Source organism: Amycolatopsis sp. WGS_07 (assembly GCF_045278895.1).
GTDB lineage: Bacteria > Actinomycetota > Actinomycetes > Mycobacteriales > Pseudonocardiaceae > Amycolatopsis.
Map to the genome: position 1 here is coordinate 903,383 of NZ_CP136053.1, position 21,960 is coordinate 925,342.

Below are 21,960 nucleotides of genomic sequence, written 5' to 3' on the forward strand. Positions count from 1 at the left end.
CCCGGAATCGGTAACGCGCTGCATACTGATCTCGCTTCCGTTCCCACGGGGAAGGCCACGGTCCTTAATCCGTTCCTGGCTGCGGTCCTTCCCCACCGCCGGATGTCCCTGGAGGGGTCGCATGCGCAACAAGGATTGGTGAAGGCAGTCGAACTATCGGTGCGGGCTCGTCCTCGGCAGTTTTCGCTTGCCGCGGGCGAGTTCGCTTCCACACGACCGCGGCCCCTATGGCCAGCACGGACGCGGCAGCGCCGGAGGCCGCCACGGTGACAACCGGGCCGACTCGATCAGCCGCGAGCCCCGCGGCCACGATCGCCACGCCCTGCGAGGTGTAGATGCAGGTGCTCAGCCTGCCCATCACTGTCCCGCGTCGCGAATCGGGGACGATCGCCACGACGATGGATTGCAGGCGAACCAAGTAAATCGTGGACAACGCACCTGAAACCGCCCACAGCACTGCCGCCACCGGCAACGAGGGCACCGCGGCCGACGCGACCAAGGGCAGCCCAGCAGCAACCGCCGGCAGGATCACGGCCGGAGGCGAGGCCACCGAGCTGCTTCTGCCAGCCCACCACCCTCCGATAACACTGCCGACCGGGTCCGCCGCCATGAGCAAGCCGACTGCGAACGACGCCGTGCCGATCGCCCCGGCGAACGGTGCCGCAATGCCTTCCGGCACCACCAAGAGGCCGACCATCGATATCAAAATCACGGGAGCAACCAACTGCGAACCGACCCGACGCGAAGCCGTTGCTGGCGAGGCCTCAGCGGTATCCGGGTTACGGCTCGCCGCGGGCCGCGCCCGAACACCGAGCAGAACCACCACGGCACTCAACAGGAACGTGCCGCCGTTGACCGCCAGCGCCGCACCAGCGCCGAACGCCGGCACCAGAACACCGCCCAAGCCGAAGCCGGCCACCTGCGCGGTTTGCGTCGTGACCTGACGCAAGCCGAGACCAGCCTGGTAAAGCTCTGCGGGCAGGACATCAGGGAGAAGCGATAGCTGCGCCGCTTTGAACGGCGCGCCGGCCAGCGTCAGCACGCCGACCAAGCACCACAGCACAGGCAACGACAAGCCCGGAATCACCATCGCGAGCGCGAGGCAACCGCGGACCACGTCGGTCACGACGATCACCGCGCGGCGCGGATACCGATCGGCGAGGCCCGACAAGAGAAACCCGCCAAGCACGGCGGGCGCGAAAGTCAGTGCGTAGGTCAACGCCGTCAACGACGCAGAGTTCGTACGGCCGTAGACCATCAGCGCCAGGGCGACTCTGGCCAGCTGGTCGCCTGCGACCGACAGCGTCTCGGCCGCCCACATCGCACGGAACTCGCCGCAGCTCAATGCCGCGGCAAAATTGCCACGCGCACGCAAAGCCATCGGTTCGCCCCCTCCCCGGAGCAGCTTTCCAACCCGACCGGCTGTTTACTTCGCCAAGCCACCTTGGATATTCCAAAGTATGCCCGCAGCGTGCACATATGGACACAAACAGCGACAGTTCACCCATTTGAACTACGGTAGTCACACTGGGTAGCAATGGAGGCAGATGGCCAAGCCCAACAAATTGGACTGACTGCCATTTCCGCTCTGCATTCGTCAACCGGAGCCATACAGCGCGCGAGCCGAAGGCGAAACCGTGCGGATATGTTTGCGCTGCGGCCTCGAAACGGCCGCAGCGCAAGAAGAATCTCAGGCGGGACCGTAGTAGCCGGGTTGACACCCGACGCCACCGTTCCACCACGCGTCGATCACTCTCAGCCTGATGACGGGCTGAAGATTCGTTGTGCCAGCACCGACGCAGTAGTGATAGATGCTCCGCAAGATGTCCTGTACATCCAGCATGACCGTAGAGCCGCTCCCGCCGTCGCAGTGCCGATACATCCCCGGGTCGATGTAGCCGCAAGGGTCGAGGACTCGGGCCGGCGCGGCTGGCGTCGCCGACACAGCCGAAGCGGTGCCGACCCAGAGTGCAAGCGCGGATACGCTTGCCACGACCGTGCGCCGCCAGGCGGTAATTCTAGACATTATTCCCCCTCAGCGAGAATGAGATCATTCGAAACGAGCGGCGACGGGTTCCCGTCAGGCAATCAGGGACGATTCAATTCCTGGCGACTCCGCTTGCAGGCGAAGCAGTCGTCGTTCCCTGTTTGCGCTCCGCCGCCGATCTGTCTTCGCGACCAGCGCCACGGGTCGTGAAGGCATCTCCGGGGTAGCAGGAGGGTGCCGCGTGAGGTCAACGTGACCTGGCACTGAGTTTCGGCTCACCTCGGCACCGTTCACCCGTCCGGCCTATCGGCGAGATTGAGGAAGATGTCCGGACGCGGACTGGGATGCGGCGTGTTCGAGAGGTCTGTGCAGCAGGCGCTCGGCTCGCCGCCGGCGTCAGGTATCACCCGTGAGTCCGAGGGCGGTAGTCACCGAACTGGTGACGGCGGGCGGGGCCTCGCCTTCGAAGCAAGTGTGCTGGCACGTAGTGGCTGACCGGTCGCGACCACTGGTCGTCCGCGGTGACGAGTTGGTAGGTGACCCATCCGAGCAAACCGCCATCCTCTCGGCGGGCCCATTCGAACAGAAGGCCGGGGATCTCAGTCTCGATCCGCAGGCCAGCGGGATTGCGCGGGGCGCGGATCTCAGTGCCGAGCACGAGCAACTTGCGCACGCTCACCCAGACTGGAGTCGGCGGACTGACTCTCCGCACAGTTGACGGCCACTCGTCCACCTCAGGTCACCTGCTTGCATCCACGGACAGGAGTCGCTCATGGTTCTCGACGACCCCTTTTGAGTCGAACATAAGTTCGACTAAGAAGTCAAATCAAGCCAAGAGTGCAGGTCGGCAGTCCAGCGTGACTGTGCGCTCTATCCGTCCCTTGTGCGAGCTAGTTGTCGCCAGGGTGGAGCGGAGCCGGTCGGTTTCGCGGCGTCGAGATCGATCGCGAACTGGCAGAGGTAGCTGTCGCCGACGCTGAACGCCCTTCACGACTAGGCGGTCGGCAAACATCTGGAGGACGCGGTGCGCGGATAGTCCGGGGTCAGTCCGCGGTGCGGCTGAAGGACTCCCATTCGGCCAGTTCCGCGAGCCGGTTCTGTTCGGCTGCGAGGATGTGCTGGAATGCCGATCCGCCGAGCGGGAGGTGCAGCGGCGGTGCGTCGAGCCCGATGACGTCGAGCACGAACTGGGCGGCCGCCGCCGGGTCGGTCCCCGCGGAAGCGCCGCCGGCGTAGGCGTCGGCGAGCGGCGCGATCAAAGCCGCGTAGGGCGCGCTCGGCTCGGGGATCGTCATCGACGACGCGATCGAGGTGGCCATCCGGCCGGGTTCGACGATGGTCACGCGGATCCCGAAGCCCGCGACCTCCTTCGCGAGCGCTTCGAGGAAGCCTTCGGCGGCGAACTTCGCCGTCACGTACGGGCCGAGGCCGGGTGCCGGTGCCACTCGGCCGCTCACTGACGAGATCTGCACGAAGTGCCCGCGGCCGGCCTCGCGCAGCATCGGCAGCGCCGCCTTGACCACGTGGACGACGCCCCAGAGGTTCGTCTCCACCACCGCGCGCAGCGACGCCAGGTCGGCGTCCTCGATGCTGACGATGTCGGAGTATCCGGCGTTGGTGACCACCACGTCCGGCACGCCGAACCGCCCGGCCGCCAGCGCGTGCTCAGCGGCGCCGGGATCGGTGACGTCGAGCGCCAGCGCTTCGGCCGTCTCGGGGAACCTGCCGGCCAGATCCGCCACGGCGGCCGGGTCGCGGGCGGTCAGCACCACCCGGTGCCCGGCCTCGAGGGCCGCCTCCCCGATGGCGCGCCCCAGGCCGCGCGACGCGCCCGTCACGAAAATCGTCTTCACCGCTACCTCCTGAACAGGTGTTCAGTAGCGGACTGTACCTGAACACCTGTTCAATGAGGTGGTGAGCACCCGGAACCTCCGCGCGGAACTGATCGCCGCGGCCGTGGCCAAGCTGGCCGAACCGCAGGCCGTCGCCGTGCCCTCCCTGCGGTCCATCGCCCGCGACTGCCGGGTCGCGCCCTCCGCCGTGTATTGGCATTTCCCTTCGGAGGCAGATCTGCGCTCGGCGATCCTGGACGCCGTCTACACCGACCTCGTCGAGCACGTCGAACAGGCGATCGCGGCGACCCCGGAGCGGGCGGAGCCGGTGGACCGCCTGGTGGCGGCGGGCCAGGCCTACGTGCGCTGGGGCCTGGCCCATCCCGGCGCCTACCAGCTGCTGTTCGAAAGCGGGGACCCGGTGCCGGAAACCCGGGCACCGACCGGCCCGCGGCTGCAGGACCGGATCGTCGGACTCGTCGCGGCGGCCGACCCGGAAACCCCGTTCAGCTCGGCGCTGCTGCTGTGGTCGGCCTACCACGGCCTGGTATCGCTGCGCCTGCACAAACCCCACTGGGACTGGGGCAGCACGGCCGACGAGGCGGCCGCGCGCGTCGTCACCGCCATGGTCGCGTCCTTCGCGAACCCCTAGCCGACGCGTCCAGCCCGGCTGGACGCGCGCAGGTGATCGAGACAGAGGTCCAGCGCGCTGCGCAGGTAGCGGGCGGAACCGGTCGACATCAGGATCGTGACGCCGCCCTGGATCGCAGCGACGATCGCCATCGCCGTGCGCTCCGGATCGACGTCCGCGCCGACGTCGCCGCTCTCGCGCATCGCCTCGATCCCGGCGCGGACCTGAGCCTCCCACTGCTCGATCAGGCGCCCGGTGACCTCCTGCGCCGCCGGCGTGTGCCGCCCCAGTTCGGTGATCAGGACGCCGAGCGGGCAGTGCACGCCCTGCCGGCGGTACCGCTCGACGACGGCGTCTCGCCACTTCTCCCACGCCGTCCAGGTGGTCAGGCTCCCGAGGTGGGGCTGCTGGTCTTCGAGCACGCGGTCGGCCTCCCGCTGGGCGACCGCCAGCAGGAGCTGTTCCTTGCCGTCCGGGAAATAGTGGAAGAGCTGGCTCTTGCCCGTTCCGCTGCGCCGGCACACATCGTCCAAAGTGGTGCCGTTGACGCCGCGTTCGCGGATCTCGGCCGCGGCGGCGTCGACGATCCGCTGGCGGGTCGCGGCGCCCTTCTTGGTCAGCAACGCGGGCCTCCAGGATTGTACTTGCGGGTACATTTTATCCGGACGACACTGGCCGGGTCAACGCCGATCACCCCCAGCTTGGACGGAGAAAACCCTTGCAGGCCATAGTCATCGAGCAGCTCGGCGGGCCGGAAGCGCTCGCTATTCGGGAGGTTCCGGATCCGGAACCGGGCCCCGGCGAAGTCCTCGTCGACATCACCGTCGCGGGAGTCAACTTCATGGACACCGGGGCGCGGCAGCACGGTCCGGCGGGCGGAACGGTGCCGTTCGTTCCCGGCGTCGAAGGGGCGGGCGTAGTCCGCAGGCTCGGCTCCGGCGTCACGGGGCTCGCCGTCGGCGACCGGGTCGCCTGGGTCTACGCCTACGGCAGCTACGCGGAGAAGATCGTCGTGCCGGCGGCTTCGCTGGTGCCGCTGCCGGAAGGCATCTCCGACGAGGTCGCGGCGAGCGTGATGATGCAGGGCATCACCGCGCATCACTTCACCACCGAGGCTTACCCGGTCGAGGCCGGTGACGTCGTTCTCGTCCACGCCGCCGCCGGCGGGCTGGGCCGGTTGCTCGCCCAGATCGCGAAGCTGCGCGGCGCCGAGGTGATCGGCGTGGTCTCCCGGGAGGAGAAAACGGCCGCGGCGAAGGAAGCCGGAGCCGACCACGTGATCGTCTCGACCGGAGAGGCGTTCGTGGCCGACGTCCTGCGCCTGACCGACGGCGAGGGCGTGCGAGCCGTGTTCGACGGCAACGGCGGGCCCACTTTCCGCGCGTCCATGCGGGTGCTGCGCCGCAACGGCACCTTGCTCTACTACGGCGCCTTCATCGGCGACGTCCCGACGATCGGCATGCGGGAGCTGCCGCGGAGCATCAAGATCTGCTATCCGGCCTTCCGCGATCACATCGCCACCCGGGAGGAACTGCTGGCGCACTCGGCCGACCTGTTCGCGATGATCGCGTCGGGAAAGCTGGACGTGGCGGTGGGCGGCCGCTACCCCCTCGCCGACGCCGCCCGCGCGCACCGCGACCTCGAATCCCGCCGGACGACAGGAAAACTGCTCCTGCTCACTGGCACCAGTCCGTCCACAAAGGACTGAACAGCCGTCTTTCCTTGCTCGGCTCGGACCGGCGGTCAGCGTGGCAGCAGGCCTGCCACGAGACTGTGCACGGTCCCGGCCAGCACGGCGTCCGGGGAGCGGTCCGCGATCATGCCGGCGGTGATGATCGATGCGAGACCCTGCAGCATGGCGAGCACCGCCATCGCGGTCCGGTCGGGCTCCTCGCCGACGATCTCCCCGCGCGCCATCGCGTTCTCGATGAGGGCGACCGGCGCGGCGAACGCCCGCTCGCTCGCCTGCCGCAGATCCGGGCGCGCCGGGTCGTCCTTGCGGGCGAACATCAGCGCCAGCAGCGCCGGAGACCGGGCGGCGAACCCGACGTAGGCTCGCGCGAACGCGACCAGCCGCTCCTCGAAGCCACCGGTCGCCCGGCGCAGCCCCTCGTCGAGTTCGTCCCCGAGCCGCCGCAGCCCGCGCAGCACGAGCGCGTCGAGCAGGGCCTGCTTGTCGGCGAAGTGCTGGCGCGGCGCGCTGTGGCTGACGCCCAGCTCCCGGGCGAGCCCCCGCAGCGACAGCCCCGCGACCCCGCCCTCCTCCAGGGCGCGCTCGGCCAGGCCGAGCAGCCCGGAACGCAGGTTGCCGTGGTGGTACGGCGCGGTCTCGTCATCCATGACCGCAGTGTAGGCACTGCCTATAATATTGTCATTGACCACATTATAGGCAGTGTCTACATTGACGGGATCCGCTATCCGAGGAGCACGTCATGCCCTTCCCCGTCCGCTTCCACCACGTCAGCGTGTCCGTCGCCGACCTCGGAGCCCAGCAGCGCTGGTACGCCGAGGCTCTCGGCTTCACCGAGGTGGTGGAGACGTTCGAGGTGCCCGAAGCCGGCGTGCGGACCGCCGTCGTGCAGACAGCCGGAGGAGTCCGGCTCGAGTTGATCGAACGAGCGGGATCCACGCGTCCGGCGACGTTCGACGACCCGATGGACGCTCTGCGCGCCCAGGGTTACGGCCACTGGGCGGTCGAGGTCGACGACCTCGACGCCGCGTACGCCCGCCTGACCGGTGCGGGCGCGCAGCCGGTGTGGCCGCCGGCCGACGCGGTCCAGCCCGGCGCCCGGTTCGCCTACGTCAAGGACCCTGAAGGCAACCTGATCGAACTGATCCAGCCCGCTGCCTGCCCGGCTGGCGACCAGGGCGCGACCTCGTCATAGCGGACGAGTTCGCCGTAGCGGGCGGGACGGACGGACCCGCCCGCCGCGGGGTTCAGCAGCGCGGGCCGGGAGCGGAACGCGGTGAGAACAGGAGATCTCCGGATCGGCGCGGGCTCGCTTTCGCGCGGAAGCCCGTTGCGTGCGCCGTCGTCTGTCCCCGGCGGGACACGTGCTCGGCTGAACTGTCCGCCCGGCAGTTGCGTCAGCCGAGGCATGTTGCCGGCATCCCACTGCAATGCCCCGGCAGCCGATGAGCCCGGCCCGCAGCGCGACTTCTGCGCAACGATGCCCTGCGGCATACCGGATTCTTGACTCGCGTCGCGCAGCCTCCTGAACTGCCACCGCCCGTCGACCGACCCGTCGCGGGCGGTCCGCCCCAGTTCGGTCGGGCGGTCGCTTCCGCACGCGACAGTCCGCATCGGCCCAGCCCGCACGGGATGGGCTACCAGGGCACGGCACCGTCGTCGTTGAAGAAACCGCCGGTCGGCCCGTCGTCGGCGAGCGTCGCCATCGCGGCCACGATGTCCGCGCCCTGCGCGGCGGTGCGCGGACCGGCGTGCCCGTTGAGGTCTGTGGCGATGTATCCGGGAGTCACCGCGTTGATCTTGACGTGCGCGAGCGCGGGATCGGCCAGGAATGCCTGGGCGTACTTCAGGGTCAGCATGGTCAGCGCCGCTTTCGAGGACGCGTAGGCCAGTCCGTCCGTCGCTGCGGCGAACAACGACCCGGGCTCGGCGGTCAAGGCGTGCGACGCGGTCGTGCTCGCCACGTTCACCACTCGCGGCGCCAGGGATCGCCGCAGCAGCGGCAAGAACAGCCGGGTGACCGTGACCACCCCGAACACGTTGGTTTCGTAGGTGTCGCGGAAGTGGTCGGCGGTGATGTCCGGGGCGGGGACCGCGATCAGCGTGCCGGCGTTGTTGACCAGGACGTCGAGGCGTCCGTAGTCGTGCTCGACCCGCTCGGCCGCGGCTCGCACGGTGTCCTGGTCGGTGACGTCGAGGTGCACCGGGGTCGCCTGCAGGCCGTCCTCGGCCAGCGCCGCTGCCGCGTTCTGTCCGCGCCCGGGATCGCGGCTGCCCAGCAGCACGGTCATGCCCAATTCGGCGAGCCGGCGCGCGACCGCCAGGCCGAGTCCCTTGTTCGCGCCGGTGATCAGCGCGTTTTTCCGTTCGGGCGTCATTGTTCCGCTTGTGTCGTGGTGACGACCATCTTGCCGATGTTCTCGCCGCGGAACAGGCCGGCGAACGCCGCGGGGAGCGCGTCCAGGCCGTGGCGTTCGGTCTCCAGGGGGATCAGCTGCCCGGTCTCGACCCAGTCCACGAGGTGGTCGAGGGCGGCGGGCAGGGCTTGCGGGAATTGCAGCGGGGTGTATCCCTGCAAGGTCAATCCGTTGCTGTACAAGGGTTTGATATTGACCGTCCAGGCGGTGTCGTCGTCGTAGGTGGAGATCAGGCCGCACACGACCACGCGTGCCGGACGGCGCATCACGTTCATGACGGTCTGGCTGACCGCGCCGCCGACGGCGTCGAAATACAGATCCGGCCCGCCCGGGGTCAGCGCCTGGAGCTGCTCGGCGAGGTCGGCGGCCCGGTAGTCGAGGGCGGCGTCGAACCCGAGCTTCTGAGTCAGAATCCGGCGCTTCTGCTCGGAGCCGGCCAGTCCGATCACCCGGGCGCCGCGGATCCGGGCGATCTGCCCGGCCAGCGATCCGACGTTGCCCGCGGCCGCCGAGACCACCACGGTCTCTCCCGCCTGCGCCCGGCCCGCTTCGACGATGCCGGTGTACGCCGTCAGACCGCCGAGCAGGCCGAACACCCCGAGCGCATGAGCGGGCTTGCGGATGCGGGGATCCAGCGGGGTCATCTCCAGCCAGTGGTCCCGGGTCGGCCAGACCGACAGGTCAGCCCACTCGACCTGGCTGACCACCCGGTCCCCCGGGGCGCGGCCGGGGAGACGGGAAGCGACCACTTCGGACACGCCGATCCCGGTCACCGCCTCGCCCAGCGGGATCTGCGGCAGGAAGTAGCTTTCGTCGCCGGTCACCTGGCCGCGCAGGGTGGCGTCGACGGAGAATGCCAAGGGACGCAACAAGACCTGTCCATCCTGAAGCTCGGGCAGGTGCTTGGCGGCGACGGTGAAGTGCTCGGGTTCGACCCGGCCGACAGGCAGGTACCGGCTGAGGGACACGAACCGGGTGGTGAACGACATCCAGTCCTCGCAAGGGAAATCGGGTTTCTTGTGCCGGTCAGACGCTAGATCTACACTCCCGTTGTGGGAAGTACCGACAAAAAAGTAAGTACTGACGACGGAGCGGCCCGGGAGCGGCCGGGGTGTTCGATCAGCCAGGTCGAACGCGCGCTGGGCATCCTGGAAGGCCGCTGGAAGCTGCTGATCATCCACCATCTCCTGGTGCGTCAGCCCCGTCGCTTCTCCGAGCTGGAGCGCGCGATCCCGCGCGTGACGCAGAAGATGCTCATCCAGCAACTGCGGGCGCTCGAGGCCGACGGAGTGGTCCGCCGCATCGTTTTCCCCGAGGTGCCGCCGCACGTGGAGTACGAACTCACTCCGACCGGAACAGCACTGACCCCGGCGCTCAACGCCCTGCACGACTGGGCCGCCGACACCCGCCCCGGCGCATGAGGCCGCGGGCTCGGCGCTATTCCCCAGGAGTCCAGGGAAGAACTTGCCCGTCGCGGACGAGCTGGCCGTAGTGCTCCGGCCTGACCGGGCCGAACACGAGGTCCAGCAGCGCGTCAGCCGCTTGGGCGGGACTCGGCGCGTCGCGCACGTCCCACCACATCGCGGACGTCGGGGTGTTCATCATGCCGGGACAGACGGCGGCGAGCAGGATTCCGCGGGCCAGGTCGTCCTCGCGCCGCCGGCCGGCGAGCGCGCGCACCGCCGCGACCTGGCCGATCTTGGACGGGATGTTGACGAACCCCGGCCAGTCTCCGCCGCGGGCGCTGCCGTCGGCGACCGCGTCCCGCCAGGCGGCGACCTGCTCGTCCACCTCGTCCAAAGTGGACAGTTCAGCGAACCGGTCGTGCAGCGCGGGTGCCAGGTGGTTCAGCGCGCCCAGCGAACTGGCCACGACGAGGAACCGGCCGTCGTCGCGGAGCAGCGGCGCGAAGGCGCGCAGCAACCGGGTGGTGCCGAAGTTGTTGACCTCCGCGTAGTCCCGGACGATCGCGCGCGGGTCGTCGTCGGGGCCGACGCGCATCACCGCGTTGCCGAACACGACGTCGACGCCGCCGTGCCGGTCCGCCACCTGCGCGGCGAGCCGGGCGGCGCCCTCGGGTTCGGCGACGTCGAGGATCGCGCCGCGGACACTGGCCCCGCCGCTGGGAACGGTCTCGACGGCCTGAGTGACCCGGTCGAGATCGCGGCCGGTCAGGTAGACGGTGTCTTCAGAGGACAGGCGCGAGGCGAGCCCTTCGACCAGCGCCAGCCCCAGGCCCTGGGTGGCGCCGGTGACGAGAGCGACTTTGCCGGTCATGCGGCTCCTCCGGCGAGCAGGGTTTCGGAGAGGGTCCAGAGGCGCTCGGCGCCTTCGGGATCGAGGGCGTAGCGGGCCACGCCGTGCAGGGGCGGCGCGTCGCCCCGGCGGTCGATGGTCTCCGTCTCGTTGCAGTCGGCGAAATAGCGGCCGCCGATCCCGTCCAGCAGCGGCGAGGTCGCCAGCAGAACCGAGGTGGCGGCGCCCTGCTCGGGCGTCTTGATCAGCTCGGGCGGGACCTTGCCGCTGCCGCGGCCCCCGGTGTGGCGCTGCAGATTCGTGTAGATCGCGCCCGGCATCAGGGCGTTCGCCGTGATCCCGTCGGCTGCCCAGCGGCGCGTCGCCTCGACGGCGAAGAGCGCGTTGGCGGTCTTGGACTGGCCGTACGCCAGCCACGGGTCGTACGGCCGGAAGGCGAAGTTGACGTCGTCGAAGACCACCGGCGACTGCTGGTGCCCGGACGAGCTGACCACCACGATCCGGGCGGAGCCGTCGGCGGCCAGCGCCGGGTGCAAGCCGGCGGCGAGGGCGAAGTGCCCCAGGTGGTTGGTGGCGAACTGCAGCTCCCAGCCCTGCGGCGTGTACTGCTCGGGAGCGGCCATCACGCCCGCGTTGTTCACCAGGACGTGCAGCGGGCCGTCCCAGGCCGCGGCGAACGCGGCGACCGATGCCGGGTCGCTCAGGTCCAGCGGCCGGACGCGCACCGCGGTGTTTCCGGTGCTCGCGCTGATGTCCTTGGCCGCTCGTTCGCCCGCGCCGACGTCGCGAACGGCCAGGGTGACCTCGGCGCCGGTCGAGGCCAGCGCGCGAGCGGTCTCGACGCCGAGTCCGGAGGAGCCGCCGGTGACCTGGCCCGGCGCCCGGCCAGGTCGACGCCCGCGGCGACCTCGGCCGCGGTGCTGGTGAATCCGAAGGGAGTCTTGATCAGGTCCATGAATTCCACGCTAAAGGCCGCGAGTGCATGCGGATAGCGAAAGAACCGCAGATCTGGTATGCGTTTAAATCATGACGTTCGCCGATGCGTCCCTCACCGCGCTGCGCGTGTTCCGCGAGGTGGCCGAGCGGGGAACGCTCACCGCCGCGGCCGCCGCGCTCGGCTACACGCAGTCCGCGGTCTCCCGGCAGATCGCGTCGCTGGAACGCGCCGCGGGAACACCGCTGCTGGAGCGGCGCCACGACGGGGTGCGGCTCACCCCGGCCGGGCAGATCGTCGTGCGCCGCGCCGCCGACGTCATCGACCGGCTCGACGCCACCGCCCGCGAACTCGCCGGGCTGCCCGGCGAGCAGGGCACGGTGCGGCTCGGCTGGTTCCCGACCGCCGGGGCGAGCCTGCTGCCCCGGGCACTGGCCGCCCTGCGGCGCACCCACCCCGCCATCACCGTCCTCAGCCGCGAAGGCCGCACCCCGGCACTGGTCCGCGCGTTGCGCGCGGGCACCCTGGACCTCGCGCTGCTGGCCTCCGCGCCGCCGTTCCGCCCGCCCGACACCGAAACACCGGCGCTGGCCCTGCACACCCTCACCGAACGCAGCCTCCGCGTCGCGGTGCCCGCCGCCCATCCCCTCGCCCGCCAGGAGTACATCGACGTCGTCGACCTGCGCGGCCAGCGCTGGATCGCGGGCTCGGGCGACGACCGGGTCATGGGCGTGTGGCCCGGCCTCGACGAACGCCCCGAGATCGCCCACACCGCCCGCGACTGGTTGGCCAAACTGCACCTCGTCGCCGCCGGCTGCGGGATCACGACCGTGCCCGGCGCGCTCGGCGCCGCCGTCCCGGACGGAGTCCGCGTACTCGCCGTCCGCGGCGGACCCGGAGAACAGCGCCGGGTCCTGCTCGCCCACCTCCCGCGACCGCTGACGGAACCCGCCGCACGCGTCGCCGCCGCGCTGCGCACCGCCGCCCTGGAAACGGACGCCGCGGTCGAGTGACCAAGCAGGTGATCCCTGCTGCGCCAAGCCCGTTCGGCAACCCGAGCCGAAGTGCCTTCCGTCCCGGTTACTTCCTGCCCCCTGGGGCAAGTGTGGTTCTCCTGCAAACCGCGATCTTCACCGAGACCCGCGCCAGCCTCGCCCTGCGCCACTCCAAGGGGTACCGCGTCGGCGAACCGAACGATGCGGTGACAGAGACCTCGCACATCAGATGACAGTTGTCCCGCACAAGTGAGCCGGGACTACGACGACGCTTGGCGTGCCAAGTGACAGTTAGCGCGTACCGTCGCATCCAGGCAGGGGACACGACCTGATCAGCGTCGTCCGGTAGCGTCAGCGGTCTCGTCCGGGGCGATCCGGTCGCGCGGCGGGCTGCGGCAACCAGTAGAGCCTGGACGGTTTCGAGCTGCTCAGGGATGAGGCCGTATCAGCTCCAGGTGCGCGGCGTTGGCAGGCGAGGAGACCGGCGGAGACGAGGTTCATCGTTAGTGCACTGTTCAGAAAGCGGGATCGGCGCTTCGGATCATCGTGATAGCTTGAGCAAACCGAGATGATGCGCCAACCGGTTGGGGCCGGTAGCTCAGTTGGTTAGAGCAGGAGACTCATAATCTCTTGGCCGTCGGTTCGAGCCCGACCCGGCCCACAGCATCAACCGTCGTGAACCAGAAGCCTCGCTCCCTTCCGGGCGAATCGTCCGACGTGTGAGAGCTGACGCAAAGTGATGCCGGGCGAGGTGACTCTGGCCGAATTCCGTGGGATCGGCGTCAACATCAGCGATTTCCAACGCTGCGTATGCTCACGCTTGTGGCAACGCAACGTCCCTCCGAGCCTGACGGCATCTCGCTCCGCCTGCCATCGCCGGTTGTCGAGCTGCAAGATGACCGTCTTCGTCGGCACGGTGTCCGGCTCCTGCTCAAACGGGACGACTTGATCCATCCGGACGTTCCGGGCAACAAGTGGCGCAAGCTGAAGTTCAACCTGGAGGAGGCACGGACACAGGGCTTCCACTGTCTCCTGACCTTCGGCGGTGCGTATTCCAACCACTTGCGCGCGACGGCAGCGGCTGGCCGCTACTTCGCTTTCGACACGGTCGGCGTGGTTCGAGGCGAGGAACATTTGCCGTTGAACGAGTCACTGGAGTACGCCGCGAGCGCCGGAATGCGGCTGACCTACATGGACCGTACGACATACCGACGCAAGGCTGATCCGGACGTGCTTAGTCACCTGACGAGTCAGTTTGGCCCGTGCTACATACTTCCCGAGGGCGGGAGCAATGCGTTAGCGGCGCGTGGATGTACCGAGTTGGTCGACGAGATAGCCGAAGATTTCGACATCATCTGCTCAGCCTGCGGCACCGGCTGCACCTTGGCGGGCATCGCGGCGCGCCTCCAGCAAGGCCAGCGAGCGATCGGCTTCAGCGTGCTAAAGGGCGGCGACTTCCTCAGTGATGAGATCCGGCGCTTCCAACGAGAGGCGTTCGAAGCCGGGACGAACAACTGGACGCTGGACACGGACTTCCACTTCGGTGGCTACGCCAAGCGAAATCCCGAGCTGGACGCCTTCATTTCCGACTTCGAAGATCGCCACGGCGTCCTCCTCGACTGGGTGTACGAGGCAAAGATGATGTACGGCATCTTCGCCCGAGCTTCCTCCGGACAGTTCGCGCCCGGAAGCACTGTGGTAGCGGTTCTGTGTTAGCTAGGCCTTCTCGTAGTACGCGCGCTGCGCTTGCTTCGAAGTTGCGGACTCACACCAAGTCAACTGCCACTCGCCAGAGTTGATCTTGAAATCACGGCCGAACCCGAGCCACATGCCCGTCATCCGACGACCGGCCGGGTCAATGACCATCTGAAGGGTCCCGTGGTAGGTAGCGCCCTGGTAGTAGCCGGTCGGTGACGTTTGCTCGCACCATGTGCCAGTAGCTACGGCTTTGTCCAGAGCTAGCTCCAATCGCAGGCGGGAGCCAATGGAGTGCGGCAGGCTCTGGCCAGTTAGCCGATGATCCTGCTGGCGCAAAACAACATAGTGCTCACCAGTGAAACTCTTGCCCCGGCCCGAACTTGGGTAGACGTAGCGGCTGCGCCAGATTCCGGAGAAGCCACCGCTCCCTTCGCTCATGCCAGATGTTTCGGCAACGGCGGGCTCCTCCGTGAGCACCGGGGTCAGCGAAGCCAGCGACAGTGCAGCGCTGATCTTGAGCAGTAGAGACCGACGGCTAACTTCGGATCCGTCGGCCTGTGCCCATGTCGTTGCCATCTTTGCCAGTTCGTGAACGTCGGCTGCGCCCAATCGCGACACGATGTCCTGCATGGACGTACCCGGGTTCTCAATCACCGCCAGTTGCTGTCGCTCGTGATGGACCGAGTCGGCAGGCCGGTGATCAGCCACGTCAGCAAGAAGGTCGGCGACCCGGCATTCATAGAGTTCCGCCAGCCGGCAGAGAACCTCGAGAGGCGGAGCGTGCCCCGTCGGGGCGGGCCACACCTCCCAGTATGAAAACAACTTGTCATTCTTCGGCTCGGCCGGCCAACGTTGGTTCCAACGCTCGGCGGCCTCTCGCTGGCTCCACCCGCGGGCCAATCGGAAGGCGGTACGCATGTTGACGTCGTATCGCTCAGCGAAGACAAACGCGATTTCTACCCACGTCTTAGACTGCGCTCGAAGCTGATCCGCCAATGCGCGTTGCTTGCTTCGCACACTGCGCGGCGCGGTTGAAGGCATGGGCGGTCCCCCTTCGGGTGAGTCAGCGCGGACCATACGCCGCTTCCAGTATGGAGCAACTTCTCCCCGTTGAACAGGGAGATTCTGTCCCACAAGATCCCTGTTTCGTTGGGTGGTTTGTGCGCCTGAAATGCGGTTTCGTTAGTAGCGGCGCTTCGGAGGTCGACTTGGCAGGCCAGCAGGTCGCGAGTCCACCGCGACCGACACTTGCTGGCCCGACGGCAGCAGCTAGTCCGGCCAGGTGCCACCAACACCGACGAACGGAGAGGGTGCTTTCCAGTGATAGCCACGCTGCCTATGGCGACGGATCACCTTCGTCTCGTTCTCGATTCCGTCGGTCTCTTCGCAGTACAGCTTTCCCCGGCGAGCAGACGTCGTACAGCGACGTCCTTCGCCGCCGGGCTGATGCTCAGTCCTGATGAACGCGGAACGGGTTCAGCGCACAGCACTGGATACGGCAACGGCGACAGGGAGTTTGCGATGACCAGACCAGAAGCGGCCTGCCGAGAGGGAAGAACGTTGCGCGCGGGGGTAATCGGCCTGGGGCGGCAGGCACTGGAGGATCACATTCCAGGGCTGCGTGCCGCTGATGCCGTCGAGTTGGCTGCTGTGTGCGACGAGAACCCACAAATCGCTGCCGAGCAGCAAGGCGAGCTTGGGATACCCACGTACACCGATGCTGGAATGCTGTTCGCCGAGCATCAGCTGGATTTCGTGGTGATCTGCGTACCTCACGACGCCGGTGCTCAGCTGATCGAGCTGTCCGCTAAACACGGCGTGCATGTGTTGAAGGAGAAGCCGTTCGCTACCTCCCTCGGGCAAGCCCAGTACCTCGCGGATCAAGTGCAAAAGGCCGGGATCCATCTCATGGTGACCTTGCAACGACGGTTCAACCCGATCTACACCAGCTTTCTCCAACTCGCAGATCAGATTGGCGCGCCGTTCGTGATCGACGCCGCGTACACGATGCACATTGACGACCCCTCCGAAGGATGGCGCGGACAAGCAGGTCGTGCTGGGGGCGGATGCCTGATCGACATGGGCTACCACATGGTCGACATGCTGCTGTGGTACTTCGGCCTGCCCGACCGAGTGATCGCTGACATCTCTGTCGGTGCACGACCGGACCGCGACTACGACGCTGAAGACACCGCCTTGGTGCACATCGCCTACGACAGCGGCCTGTACGGATCACTGCTGCTGTCAAGGGCGATCGGCCCTAAGTGCGAACGGATTCGCCTTGCTGGAAGCAAGGGAGTCGTCTGCTTGGAACGGGGGCGAATTGCCCGGCTCACCAACGACGGGGAAGTCGTCGAATCCCTTGCTCGTGAGCAAGCGTGGCCCTCGGCGAGCGTCAGTCAGATCAACCACTTTACCCATGTCATCAAGGGTGAGAGGCCGAACCTCAGCGGTCCGATCGACAATGTGGCACACCTGCGGTTCATTCACGCCTGCTACGAGTCAGCCCGCACGCATGCCGCGGTGAAGCCGAAGGAGCTGGCATGACAAGCCTGGCAATCAGCGGCGGCACGCCGATCGTCACCACTCCACCTCCGCACTTCAGCTGGCCTCCGATCAGCCGGACGACGACCGACGCCGTCCGGCGGCAGATGAACACAGCCATTTCAATCTATGACCGGTCCGGTGTGATCGCTGAGCTGGAAGACCGGTTGCGCGAGTACTTCGGTGTCCGCCGCGCTGTGTTGACCAGCTCGGGGACCGCCGCGGTTCACTCCGCGTACGTAGCGACGCACATCGGCCCCGGCGACGAAGTCATCGTTCCTGCTTACACGTTTCTGGCTACCGCCACTCCTCTGCTGCATATCGGCGCGATACCGGTACTGGCCGACAGCGACGAGACTGGCAATATCTCGGTCGCCGACGTCGAGGCCCGCATTACGGACAAGACCAAGGCGATCATGGTCACTCACCTGTGGGGAATTCCTGCTGACGTACCAGCTTTGCGTGCGCTGGCGGATCAGCATGGCCTGGCGCTGCTGGAGGATGGCTCACATGCTCACGGCGCAGACATCGGGGGCTGGAAGATTGGCAGATTTGGCCGGGCGGCAGCTTTCTCGATGAACGGACCGAAACCACTGTCCGCGGGTGAGGGCGGGTTCGTGCTTACCGATGATGACGAAGTCTACAAACGAGTTCTCCTGCACGGGCATTACAACAAGCGCTGCCGCAACGAGATCCCCGCTGACGACCCGGCCCATCTGTATGGGGTTACAGGTATGGGGCTGAAGTTTCGTATCCATCCCTTGGCCGCGGCGATTGCGTTGGAGCAACTTGGCAACCTCGACTCCTATCTTGAGGGACGAGCACGGTTCGCCCACTACCTGTGCGAGCAGCTCGAATCCCTGCCTGGCATCGCAGTGCCCAAGCCACCAGGCGACACGTATCCGGCGTGGTATGGGCTTCCGCTGACCTACGTGCCGGACGAACTCAACGGCCTGCCCGTCGAACGGTTTCACGAGGCTCTGCGTGCCGAAGGACTGCAGGAGGTGGACCGTCCCAGCTCTACTCGCCCGCTCAACCTGCTGCCTCTGTTTCGCGACCCGACCCCGATGCTGCCGTACTACCCGCACCTTGAACGCGTGGCCTATCGGACGGGCGAGTTCCCCGTCGCGGAACAGATCTGGCACCACACGCTCAAGCTTCCTGTCTGGCACCGCTATGAGGACCTCCCATTGGCCGAGGCATACGTCGCCGGATTCCGCAAAGTCATCGACAACCACACCCAACTCCTCGGGTAGGACATCATGATCGACGCTTCCGTGCTCGAGCGGCTCTCCCACCAAGCCGCTGAAGACGACATCCAACAACTCGTCGTCGGTGCCGTTGTTGAGGCCAGCGACACGGTGTTGCTCCTGAAACGACGTGCCGGCGATTTCATGGGCGGCATCTACGAACTGCCCAGTGGCAAGGTAGAGCGCGACGAAACCCTGGAGGCCGCGACTGCGCGCGAACTCGCCGAGGAAACGGGTCTTACGCTTGTTGAGATCGTCGACTACATCGGCAGCTTCGACTACGTCAGCGGCAGCGGGAGACGAAGCCGGCAGTTCACCTTCCTTGTCGCCGTCGTCGACACCACGCACGTCACGCTGACCGAGCACGATGACTACCGCTGGATGTCGCTTGCCGGTGAACTACCTGTCACTGACGAGGTCAGAAGCATTCTCGCGACGTGGCGAAAGCCCCGAGAAGTCAACGCCTGACAGCCTCTACTGAGGCATCGCGGCCACCCCGTGACGTCTGGACCGGCAGTGCGAGACGTCTCTGGGGATATCGGCGGCGGGCGAGGTTGAGCCCGGTGGCGTGCCCACCCCAATCACGGCATGCCCAGGCACCCTCGCCCGTCCGCCGCCCTTAGCCGCGGTGGAGGTGACTGCCCCGACCAGTCGCCTCCACCGCGTCCCAACCCGAATGAGAGGTGTCTGGAATGGTCGTGCCAGCCCAACGCCTGTGGACCACGCCCTACACCTGCGGGCGCGACGGCCTGGAGCATGAGGTGACCGATGAGGCCTTCTGCGAAGCTCGTGAATACGGCACGCCCCTCGTCTCTGTCTGTTGTCGTCAGTTGGAATGCTCGCTCGCAATCTCGCCTCCTGGAGCCAAATGTGTGGAGTGCGCTCGCATCATTCGGCTGTTCCGTCAACGGCAGCGTGAGAAGCAGCGAGCAGTTCTTGTGCTTGTCCAGGGCGGGCAGGCCGGACGGCATTGCCGACCTCGATCGTGTCGCCGAGGCCGTTCTCGCGGACGAACCCACCGCGCGAGGAGGGTTTCATGACCAACGGTGACGGGCGGAGGCCGCCCGAGAGCGCACTCGCAAACCCTGACGGTACAGGCCAGGAGAAGGGGACCCTTAGCTCACGCGTGTTCGGAACGCGTGCGATGACAGTCGCCCGGTTCGCGGTGTGCTGCAACGCACTGGGGCTGCCGCTCGCTCTCTTGTCCGATCGTGTCTACAACGAGACAAACAGCGAAGGATTGGTCGTCGTGGACCTGGCCCGGGTGGCCCTGTCTGGGCATCCGCTCGCACGGCGTGCGGAGATCCGGACGCGGGAGCTTTCCCTGGGCTCGATGGGCCGTCTGCTCGTTACCCAGTCCGTGCCGGACAGGCTCACCGAGATATACGAGTGGGACAAGGCCCAGCCGTTCGACGCACCGAAGGCGGCCTGAAATGCCCGAGTGGAGCCCTTTCAAGGTGTGCCTCGCCTTTCCGTCATTCTTTCTTCTCCACGAGGTAGTCATGCACAAGGTTTCGCAGAGGCTCCTTCGTGTCCTGCACCGAGGGCGCGTGTGGTTGGGGATGAGCGAATGCGGAGTCATGTGCCTTGTCGACTGGGATCCTCCCGAAGATCTCGTTCCGATGTGGTGCATCAAGTGCTTTCCGGCGGGGACCTTGCCCGTCTCGCGAGCGACAGGAGTCAATAGCCGTGATCGACTGCCCTCACGCTGTGCAGGAGTCGACCCGAACTCCCGCGGCACGCGGGGCATCCCCGGTCGATCGCGAGGTCGAACTGGGTCGCCCCTCTGTCACCCGCCGCAGGCCGTTGGACGACTGGACTGCGACGGAGATCGCCTGGCCAGTCGAAGACCGCGATCTGGTCCCCGTAAACCGTTAGCGAGACAACTGACGCCGATTCGTTCGCGCTCGACACCGCGGTGCGACCACGCGGGTGCTAGAAGCGGCGCGTATCGACGATCGCGGTAGCGGCTCTTCGCACCGTGATGCAGATTTGTAGCTGTGCGACAACAGAAACGGCCTTACTGTTCGCCGGGCCAATGCCTCGCCTGCCGGCTGATAAAAATCAGCCGAGCGAGAAACATAGTCGCATGGCGAAAGCTCGGGAGAAAGGTAGAGGCTCCCGAGCGAGGCCTTATGGTGTAACCGGAAGCACGACGGGACACGATCCCGCCGGTCCGGGTTCGACTCCCGGTGGGGCTACATGATGACTGCGAACATGGCTCGGCAGATGCCAACGATCGGAAGCGTGATCGCCGAGCACCAACTGGCGCTCGGACAGGTCGTAGATCCCGACTGGACTATGACGATGCCCTTGCCGCGCAAACCCGGCTTGGTTCACCCGCAGCGTCCGCACTGGTTCACGGTGTGGCAGGCGATCGAATGGTATGCGCAGGGGCTCACCGCGAAGGAGTGCGGCGCGAAGATCGGTGTATCCGGGCGAACAGTGCTCCGCTGGATGACACGCATCGGTGTACCGCGCCGCTCTCGCGCTCTCAACCGACGGGCTCGGTATTTGCGCAGGACAGGCGGGAGTACGAGTCCAGTCGACACGATCAGCCCTTCGCGACCTTGATCCCCGCTCCGGCCGCTCCGGGCCGGACGCGGTCTGTGTGCATGACAAGAAAGGCAACTACGTGCGTTCCAGAAAGCTCACCGCAACCAGCGCTGCTGCCCTCGTGGCAACCTCGTTGTTCACACCTGCCGCTGCTGCCGCCTCCGGCAGCAGTCCCGGGGCCTCTCCGCAGCTCGTCGGCGGCCATCCAGCGCCCGCGTCGGTCACCTACATCGCCGCAGTCATGTTCGACGCCCCGGCCCATGGCGAGCGCGACGCGACGACGTGCGGATCCGTCGCAGTGCTACCCGATTGGCTCCTCACTGCGGCCCAGTGTGTCACGGATCTGGGACTGCCCGACGAAATCCCCGCCAAGGACAAGCGATTCCACGTCCGCGCGGGACTCGACCGCACCAAAGGCGGCACCACCGCCGACGTGAGCGGCATTTACGTCAACCCGCACTGGACCGGCAAGATCAACCCGCCGGCAGAGACCGCCGACCTCGCATTGCTGCACGTCAACCGGCCGCTCCGCGTGCGGCCTGTTCCGCTCGCGTGGACGGCCCCGCGCGCGGGCACCCGGCTGGTGACCTACGGCTGGGGCTCGAAGGACGCTACTCCGCACCCCGACCGGCACAACCTGCCCACCCGGCTGCAGGAACTGCACCTGAACGTGATCCCTGACGCCGAGTGCGCCGATGCGGGAATCTCCCGCGGCGAATTCTGCACCGGCCACAAGGACGATACTGGCCGCAACATCGGCCCCGGCTACGGCGACGCCGGCGGACCGGCGATCGTTCACGACGACAAGGGCCGCCCCTGGATCGTTGGGATCGATTCGCACGGCGGCAGCCCAGTACCGGGAGCCTCGAACACCGCATTCACCAGCACCGCCCACTACATCGACTGGATCTGGGACACCATCGCCGAGAACTCCTGACCCGTGATGGACTCGGGGCTGCCTGGTGCGGCCCCGAGTCCACACCAACATCGCGCGACAGCGCAGCTCGGCCGGGCCTGGAAGGTTGCACGTGCCGGAACGCAGCAGTCACCCCAGACCGACACCGAAGACAACGGAAGATTTGGCATCCAGACCCACGTCTATCACAGTCCACAATGGACGACTGTGCAGTCGTTCAGTGTCGTGAACACGTGAACCCATTCGATCAAGGC

The 21,960-nt window shown here is 67.1% G+C and carries 22 protein-coding genes and 2 tRNA genes; 14 read left to right on the forward strand and 10 right to left on the reverse strand.

The window, feature by feature from the left end; genetic code table 11:
* Window positions 1-64: 64 nt before the first annotated feature.
* The 3 genes from RPX00_RS04080 to RPX00_RS04090 all read right to left on the reverse strand — a co-directional run bounded on the left by RPX00_RS04080 (window position 65) and on the right by RPX00_RS04090 (window position 3,840).
* Window positions 65-1,381 carry an MFS transporter gene (locus RPX00_RS04080; protein WP_406637588.1) on the reverse strand — a complete coding sequence of 439 codons (1,317 nt, stop codon included), beginning with the start codon at window positions 1,379-1,381 and terminating at the stop codon, window positions 65-67.
* 309 nt (window positions 1,382-1,690) lie between these two features.
* A complete protein-coding gene (locus RPX00_RS04085) occupies window positions 1,691-2,026 on the reverse strand; it encodes a DUF6355 family natural product biosynthesis protein (RefSeq protein ID WP_406637590.1) in 336 nt (111 codons plus the stop codon).
* Window positions 2,027-3,030: 1,004 nt separating this feature from the next.
* The gene (locus tag RPX00_RS04090; protein WP_406637592.1) at window positions 3,031-3,840 is read right to left on the reverse strand and encodes an SDR family NAD(P)-dependent oxidoreductase; all 810 of its coding nucleotides are present in this window, start codon (window positions 3,838-3,840) and stop codon (window positions 3,031-3,033) included.
* Window positions 3,841-3,901: 61 nt separating this feature from the next.
* On the opposite strand from RPX00_RS04090, the gene RPX00_RS04095 reads away from it, so the two are divergent.
* Window positions 3,902-4,471, forward strand: coding sequence for a TetR/AcrR family transcriptional regulator (locus tag RPX00_RS04095; RefSeq protein WP_406637594.1), 570 nt, complete (start codon window positions 3,902-3,904; stop codon window positions 4,469-4,471).
* On the opposite strand, the gene RPX00_RS04100 is transcribed toward RPX00_RS04095, so the two are convergent.
* Window positions 4,468-5,073, reverse strand: a complete 606-nt coding sequence (locus tag RPX00_RS04100; RefSeq protein WP_406637595.1) for a TetR/AcrR family transcriptional regulator — start codon at window positions 5,071-5,073, stop codon at window positions 4,468-4,470. The genes RPX00_RS04095 and RPX00_RS04100 overlap by 4 nt on opposite strands.
* A gap of 95 nt (window positions 5,074-5,168) precedes the next feature.
* Here RPX00_RS04100 and RPX00_RS04105 point away from each other — a divergent pair, with 95 nt between their 5' ends.
* Window positions 5,169-6,158: a quinone oxidoreductase family protein gene (locus RPX00_RS04105; RefSeq protein ID WP_406637597.1), complete on the forward strand. Its 990-nt coding sequence runs from the start codon at window positions 5,169-5,171 to the stop codon at window positions 6,156-6,158.
* Between the two features lie 35 nt (window positions 6,159-6,193).
* Here the strand turns inward: RPX00_RS04105 and RPX00_RS04110 are convergent, their stop codons facing one another.
* On the reverse strand, window positions 6,194-6,790 hold the full coding sequence (locus RPX00_RS04110) for a TetR/AcrR family transcriptional regulator (protein WP_406637599.1): 597 nt from the start codon (window positions 6,788-6,790) through the stop codon (window positions 6,194-6,196).
* A gap of 92 nt (window positions 6,791-6,882) precedes the next feature.
* On the opposite strand from RPX00_RS04110, the gene RPX00_RS04115 reads away from it, so the two are divergent.
* Complete coding sequence (locus RPX00_RS04115) at window positions 6,883-7,335, forward strand: VOC family protein (protein WP_406637601.1); 453 nt, start codon at window positions 6,883-6,885, stop codon at window positions 7,333-7,335.
* Between the two features lie 442 nt (window positions 7,336-7,777).
* Here RPX00_RS04115 and RPX00_RS04120 read toward each other — a convergent pair whose 3' ends face one another.
* Window positions 7,778-8,518 carry an SDR family oxidoreductase gene (locus tag RPX00_RS04120; protein ID WP_406637602.1) on the reverse strand — a complete coding sequence of 247 codons (741 nt, stop codon included), beginning with the start codon at window positions 8,516-8,518 and terminating at the stop codon, window positions 7,778-7,780.
* The gene (locus tag RPX00_RS04125; protein WP_406637604.1) at window positions 8,515-9,546 is read right to left on the reverse strand and encodes a zinc-binding dehydrogenase; all 1,032 of its coding nucleotides are present in this window, start codon (window positions 9,544-9,546) and stop codon (window positions 8,515-8,517) included. Before RPX00_RS04125 ends, RPX00_RS04120 begins: the two co-directional genes overlap by 4 nt.
* A 63-nt stretch (window positions 9,547-9,609) precedes the next feature.
* On the opposite strand from RPX00_RS04125, the gene RPX00_RS04130 reads away from it, so the two are divergent.
* The gene (locus RPX00_RS04130) at window positions 9,610-9,978 is read left to right on the forward strand and encodes a winged helix-turn-helix transcriptional regulator (RefSeq protein ID WP_406637606.1); all 369 of its coding nucleotides are present in this window, start codon (window positions 9,610-9,612) and stop codon (window positions 9,976-9,978) included.
* Window positions 9,979-9,994: 16 nt separating this feature from the next.
* Here the strand turns inward: RPX00_RS04130 and RPX00_RS04135 are convergent, their stop codons facing one another.
* Together RPX00_RS04135 and RPX00_RS04140 are read right to left on the reverse strand one after the other, a co-directional pair.
* A complete protein-coding gene (locus RPX00_RS04135; RefSeq protein ID WP_406637608.1) occupies window positions 9,995-10,834 on the reverse strand; it encodes an SDR family NAD(P)-dependent oxidoreductase in 840 nt (279 codons plus the stop codon).
* On the reverse strand, window positions 10,831-11,772 hold the full coding sequence (locus tag RPX00_RS04140) for an SDR family NAD(P)-dependent oxidoreductase (RefSeq protein WP_406642753.1): 942 nt from the start codon (window positions 11,770-11,772) through the stop codon (window positions 10,831-10,833). Before RPX00_RS04140 ends, RPX00_RS04135 begins: the two co-directional genes overlap by 4 nt.
* A gap of 67 nt (window positions 11,773-11,839) precedes the next feature.
* On the opposite strand from RPX00_RS04140, the gene RPX00_RS04145 reads away from it, so the two are divergent.
* The 4 genes from RPX00_RS04145 to RPX00_RS04160 all read left to right on the forward strand — a co-directional run bounded on the left by RPX00_RS04145 (window position 11,840) and on the right by RPX00_RS04160 (window position 14,458).
* Window positions 11,840-12,760 (forward strand): LysR family transcriptional regulator, encoded by a 921-nt coding sequence (locus RPX00_RS04145; RefSeq protein ID WP_406637610.1) that lies wholly within the window; start codon window positions 11,840-11,842, stop codon window positions 12,758-12,760.
* Window positions 12,757-12,975, forward strand: a complete 219-nt coding sequence (locus tag RPX00_RS04150; protein ID WP_406637612.1) for a hypothetical protein — start codon at window positions 12,757-12,759, stop codon at window positions 12,973-12,975. The genes RPX00_RS04145 and RPX00_RS04150 overlap by 4 nt, the downstream gene beginning before the upstream one ends.
* Before the next feature lie 354 nt (window positions 12,976-13,329).
* Window positions 13,330-13,403, forward strand: a tRNA-Ile gene (locus RPX00_RS04155).
* 161 nt (window positions 13,404-13,564) lie between these two features.
* Complete coding sequence (locus RPX00_RS04160) at window positions 13,565-14,458, forward strand: 1-aminocyclopropane-1-carboxylate deaminase/D-cysteine desulfhydrase (protein ID WP_406637614.1); 894 nt, start codon at window positions 13,565-13,567, stop codon at window positions 14,456-14,458.
* Here the strand turns inward: RPX00_RS04160 and RPX00_RS04165 are convergent, their stop codons facing one another.
* Window positions 14,459-15,481 carry a helix-turn-helix domain-containing protein gene (locus RPX00_RS04165; RefSeq protein ID WP_406637616.1) on the reverse strand — a complete coding sequence of 341 codons (1,023 nt, stop codon included), beginning with the start codon at window positions 15,479-15,481 and terminating at the stop codon, window positions 14,459-14,461.
* Window positions 15,482-15,961: 480 nt separating this feature from the next.
* On the opposite strand from RPX00_RS04165, the gene RPX00_RS04170 reads away from it, so the two are divergent.
* From RPX00_RS04170 to RPX00_RS04195, 6 genes are all read left to right on the forward strand, one after another.
* Window positions 15,962-16,987, forward strand: coding sequence for a Gfo/Idh/MocA family protein (locus tag RPX00_RS04170; RefSeq protein ID WP_406637618.1), 1,026 nt, complete (start codon window positions 15,962-15,964; stop codon window positions 16,985-16,987).
* Window positions 16,984-18,240: a DegT/DnrJ/EryC1/StrS family aminotransferase gene (locus tag RPX00_RS04175; protein ID WP_406637620.1), complete on the forward strand. Its 1,257-nt coding sequence runs from the start codon at window positions 16,984-16,986 to the stop codon at window positions 18,238-18,240. Before RPX00_RS04170 ends, RPX00_RS04175 begins: the two co-directional genes overlap by 4 nt.
* A 6-nt stretch (window positions 18,241-18,246) precedes the next feature.
* Complete coding sequence (locus tag RPX00_RS04180) at window positions 18,247-18,702, forward strand: NUDIX hydrolase (protein WP_406637622.1); 456 nt, start codon at window positions 18,247-18,249, stop codon at window positions 18,700-18,702.
* Window positions 18,703-19,360: 658 nt separating this feature from the next.
* Window positions 19,361-19,666, forward strand: coding sequence for a hypothetical protein (locus RPX00_RS04185; protein WP_406637624.1), 306 nt, complete (start codon window positions 19,361-19,363; stop codon window positions 19,664-19,666).
* Window positions 19,667-20,363: 697 nt separating this feature from the next.
* A tRNA-Arg gene (locus RPX00_RS04190) sits at window positions 20,364-20,435 on the forward strand.
* Between the two features lie 410 nt (window positions 20,436-20,845).
* Window positions 20,846-21,727, forward strand: coding sequence for a S1 family peptidase (locus RPX00_RS04195; RefSeq protein ID WP_406637626.1), 882 nt, complete (start codon window positions 20,846-20,848; stop codon window positions 21,725-21,727).
* Window positions 21,728-21,960 lie beyond the last annotated feature (233 nt).

What these genes read in the sequence shown, in the direction of transcription:
- RPX00_RS04110 (WP_406637599.1), bottom strand. Translation starts at nt 6,790, where the DNA reads ATGGATGACGAGACCGCGCCGTACCACCACGGCAACCTGCGTTCCGGG.
- RPX00_RS04170 (WP_406637618.1), top strand. Translation starts at nt 15,962, where the DNA reads ATGACCAGACCAGAAGCGGCCTGCCGAGAGGGAAGAACGTTGCGCGCG.
- RPX00_RS04120 (WP_406637602.1), bottom strand. Translation starts at nt 8,518, where the DNA reads ATGACGCCCGAACGGAAAAACGCGCTGATCACCGGCGCGAACAAGGGA.
- RPX00_RS04165 (WP_406637616.1), bottom strand. Translation starts at nt 15,481, where the DNA reads ATGCCTTCAACCGCGCCGCGCAGTGTGCGAAGCAAGCAACGCGCATTG.
- RPX00_RS04125 (WP_406637604.1), bottom strand. Translation starts at nt 9,546, where the DNA reads ATGTCGTTCACCACCCGGTTCGTGTCCCTCAGCCGGTACCTGCCTGTC.
- RPX00_RS04085 (WP_406637590.1), bottom strand. Translation starts at nt 2,026, where the DNA reads ATGTCTAGAATTACCGCCTGGCGGCGCACGGTCGTGGCAAGCGTATCC.
- RPX00_RS04135 (WP_406637608.1), bottom strand. Translation starts at nt 10,834, where the DNA reads ATGACCGGCAAAGTCGCTCTCGTCACCGGCGCCACCCAGGGCCTGGGG.
- RPX00_RS04145 (WP_406637610.1), top strand. Translation starts at nt 11,840, where the DNA reads ATGACGTTCGCCGATGCGTCCCTCACCGCGCTGCGCGTGTTCCGCGAG.
- RPX00_RS04115 (WP_406637601.1), top strand. Translation starts at nt 6,883, where the DNA reads ATGCCCTTCCCCGTCCGCTTCCACCACGTCAGCGTGTCCGTCGCCGAC.
- RPX00_RS04080 (WP_406637588.1), bottom strand. Translation starts at nt 1,381, where the DNA reads ATGGCTTTGCGTGCGCGTGGCAATTTTGCCGCGGCATTGAGCTGCGGC.
- RPX00_RS04175 (WP_406637620.1), top strand. Translation starts at nt 16,984, where the DNA reads ATGACAAGCCTGGCAATCAGCGGCGGCACGCCGATCGTCACCACTCCA.
- RPX00_RS04180 (WP_406637622.1), top strand. Translation starts at nt 18,247, where the DNA reads ATGATCGACGCTTCCGTGCTCGAGCGGCTCTCCCACCAAGCCGCTGAA.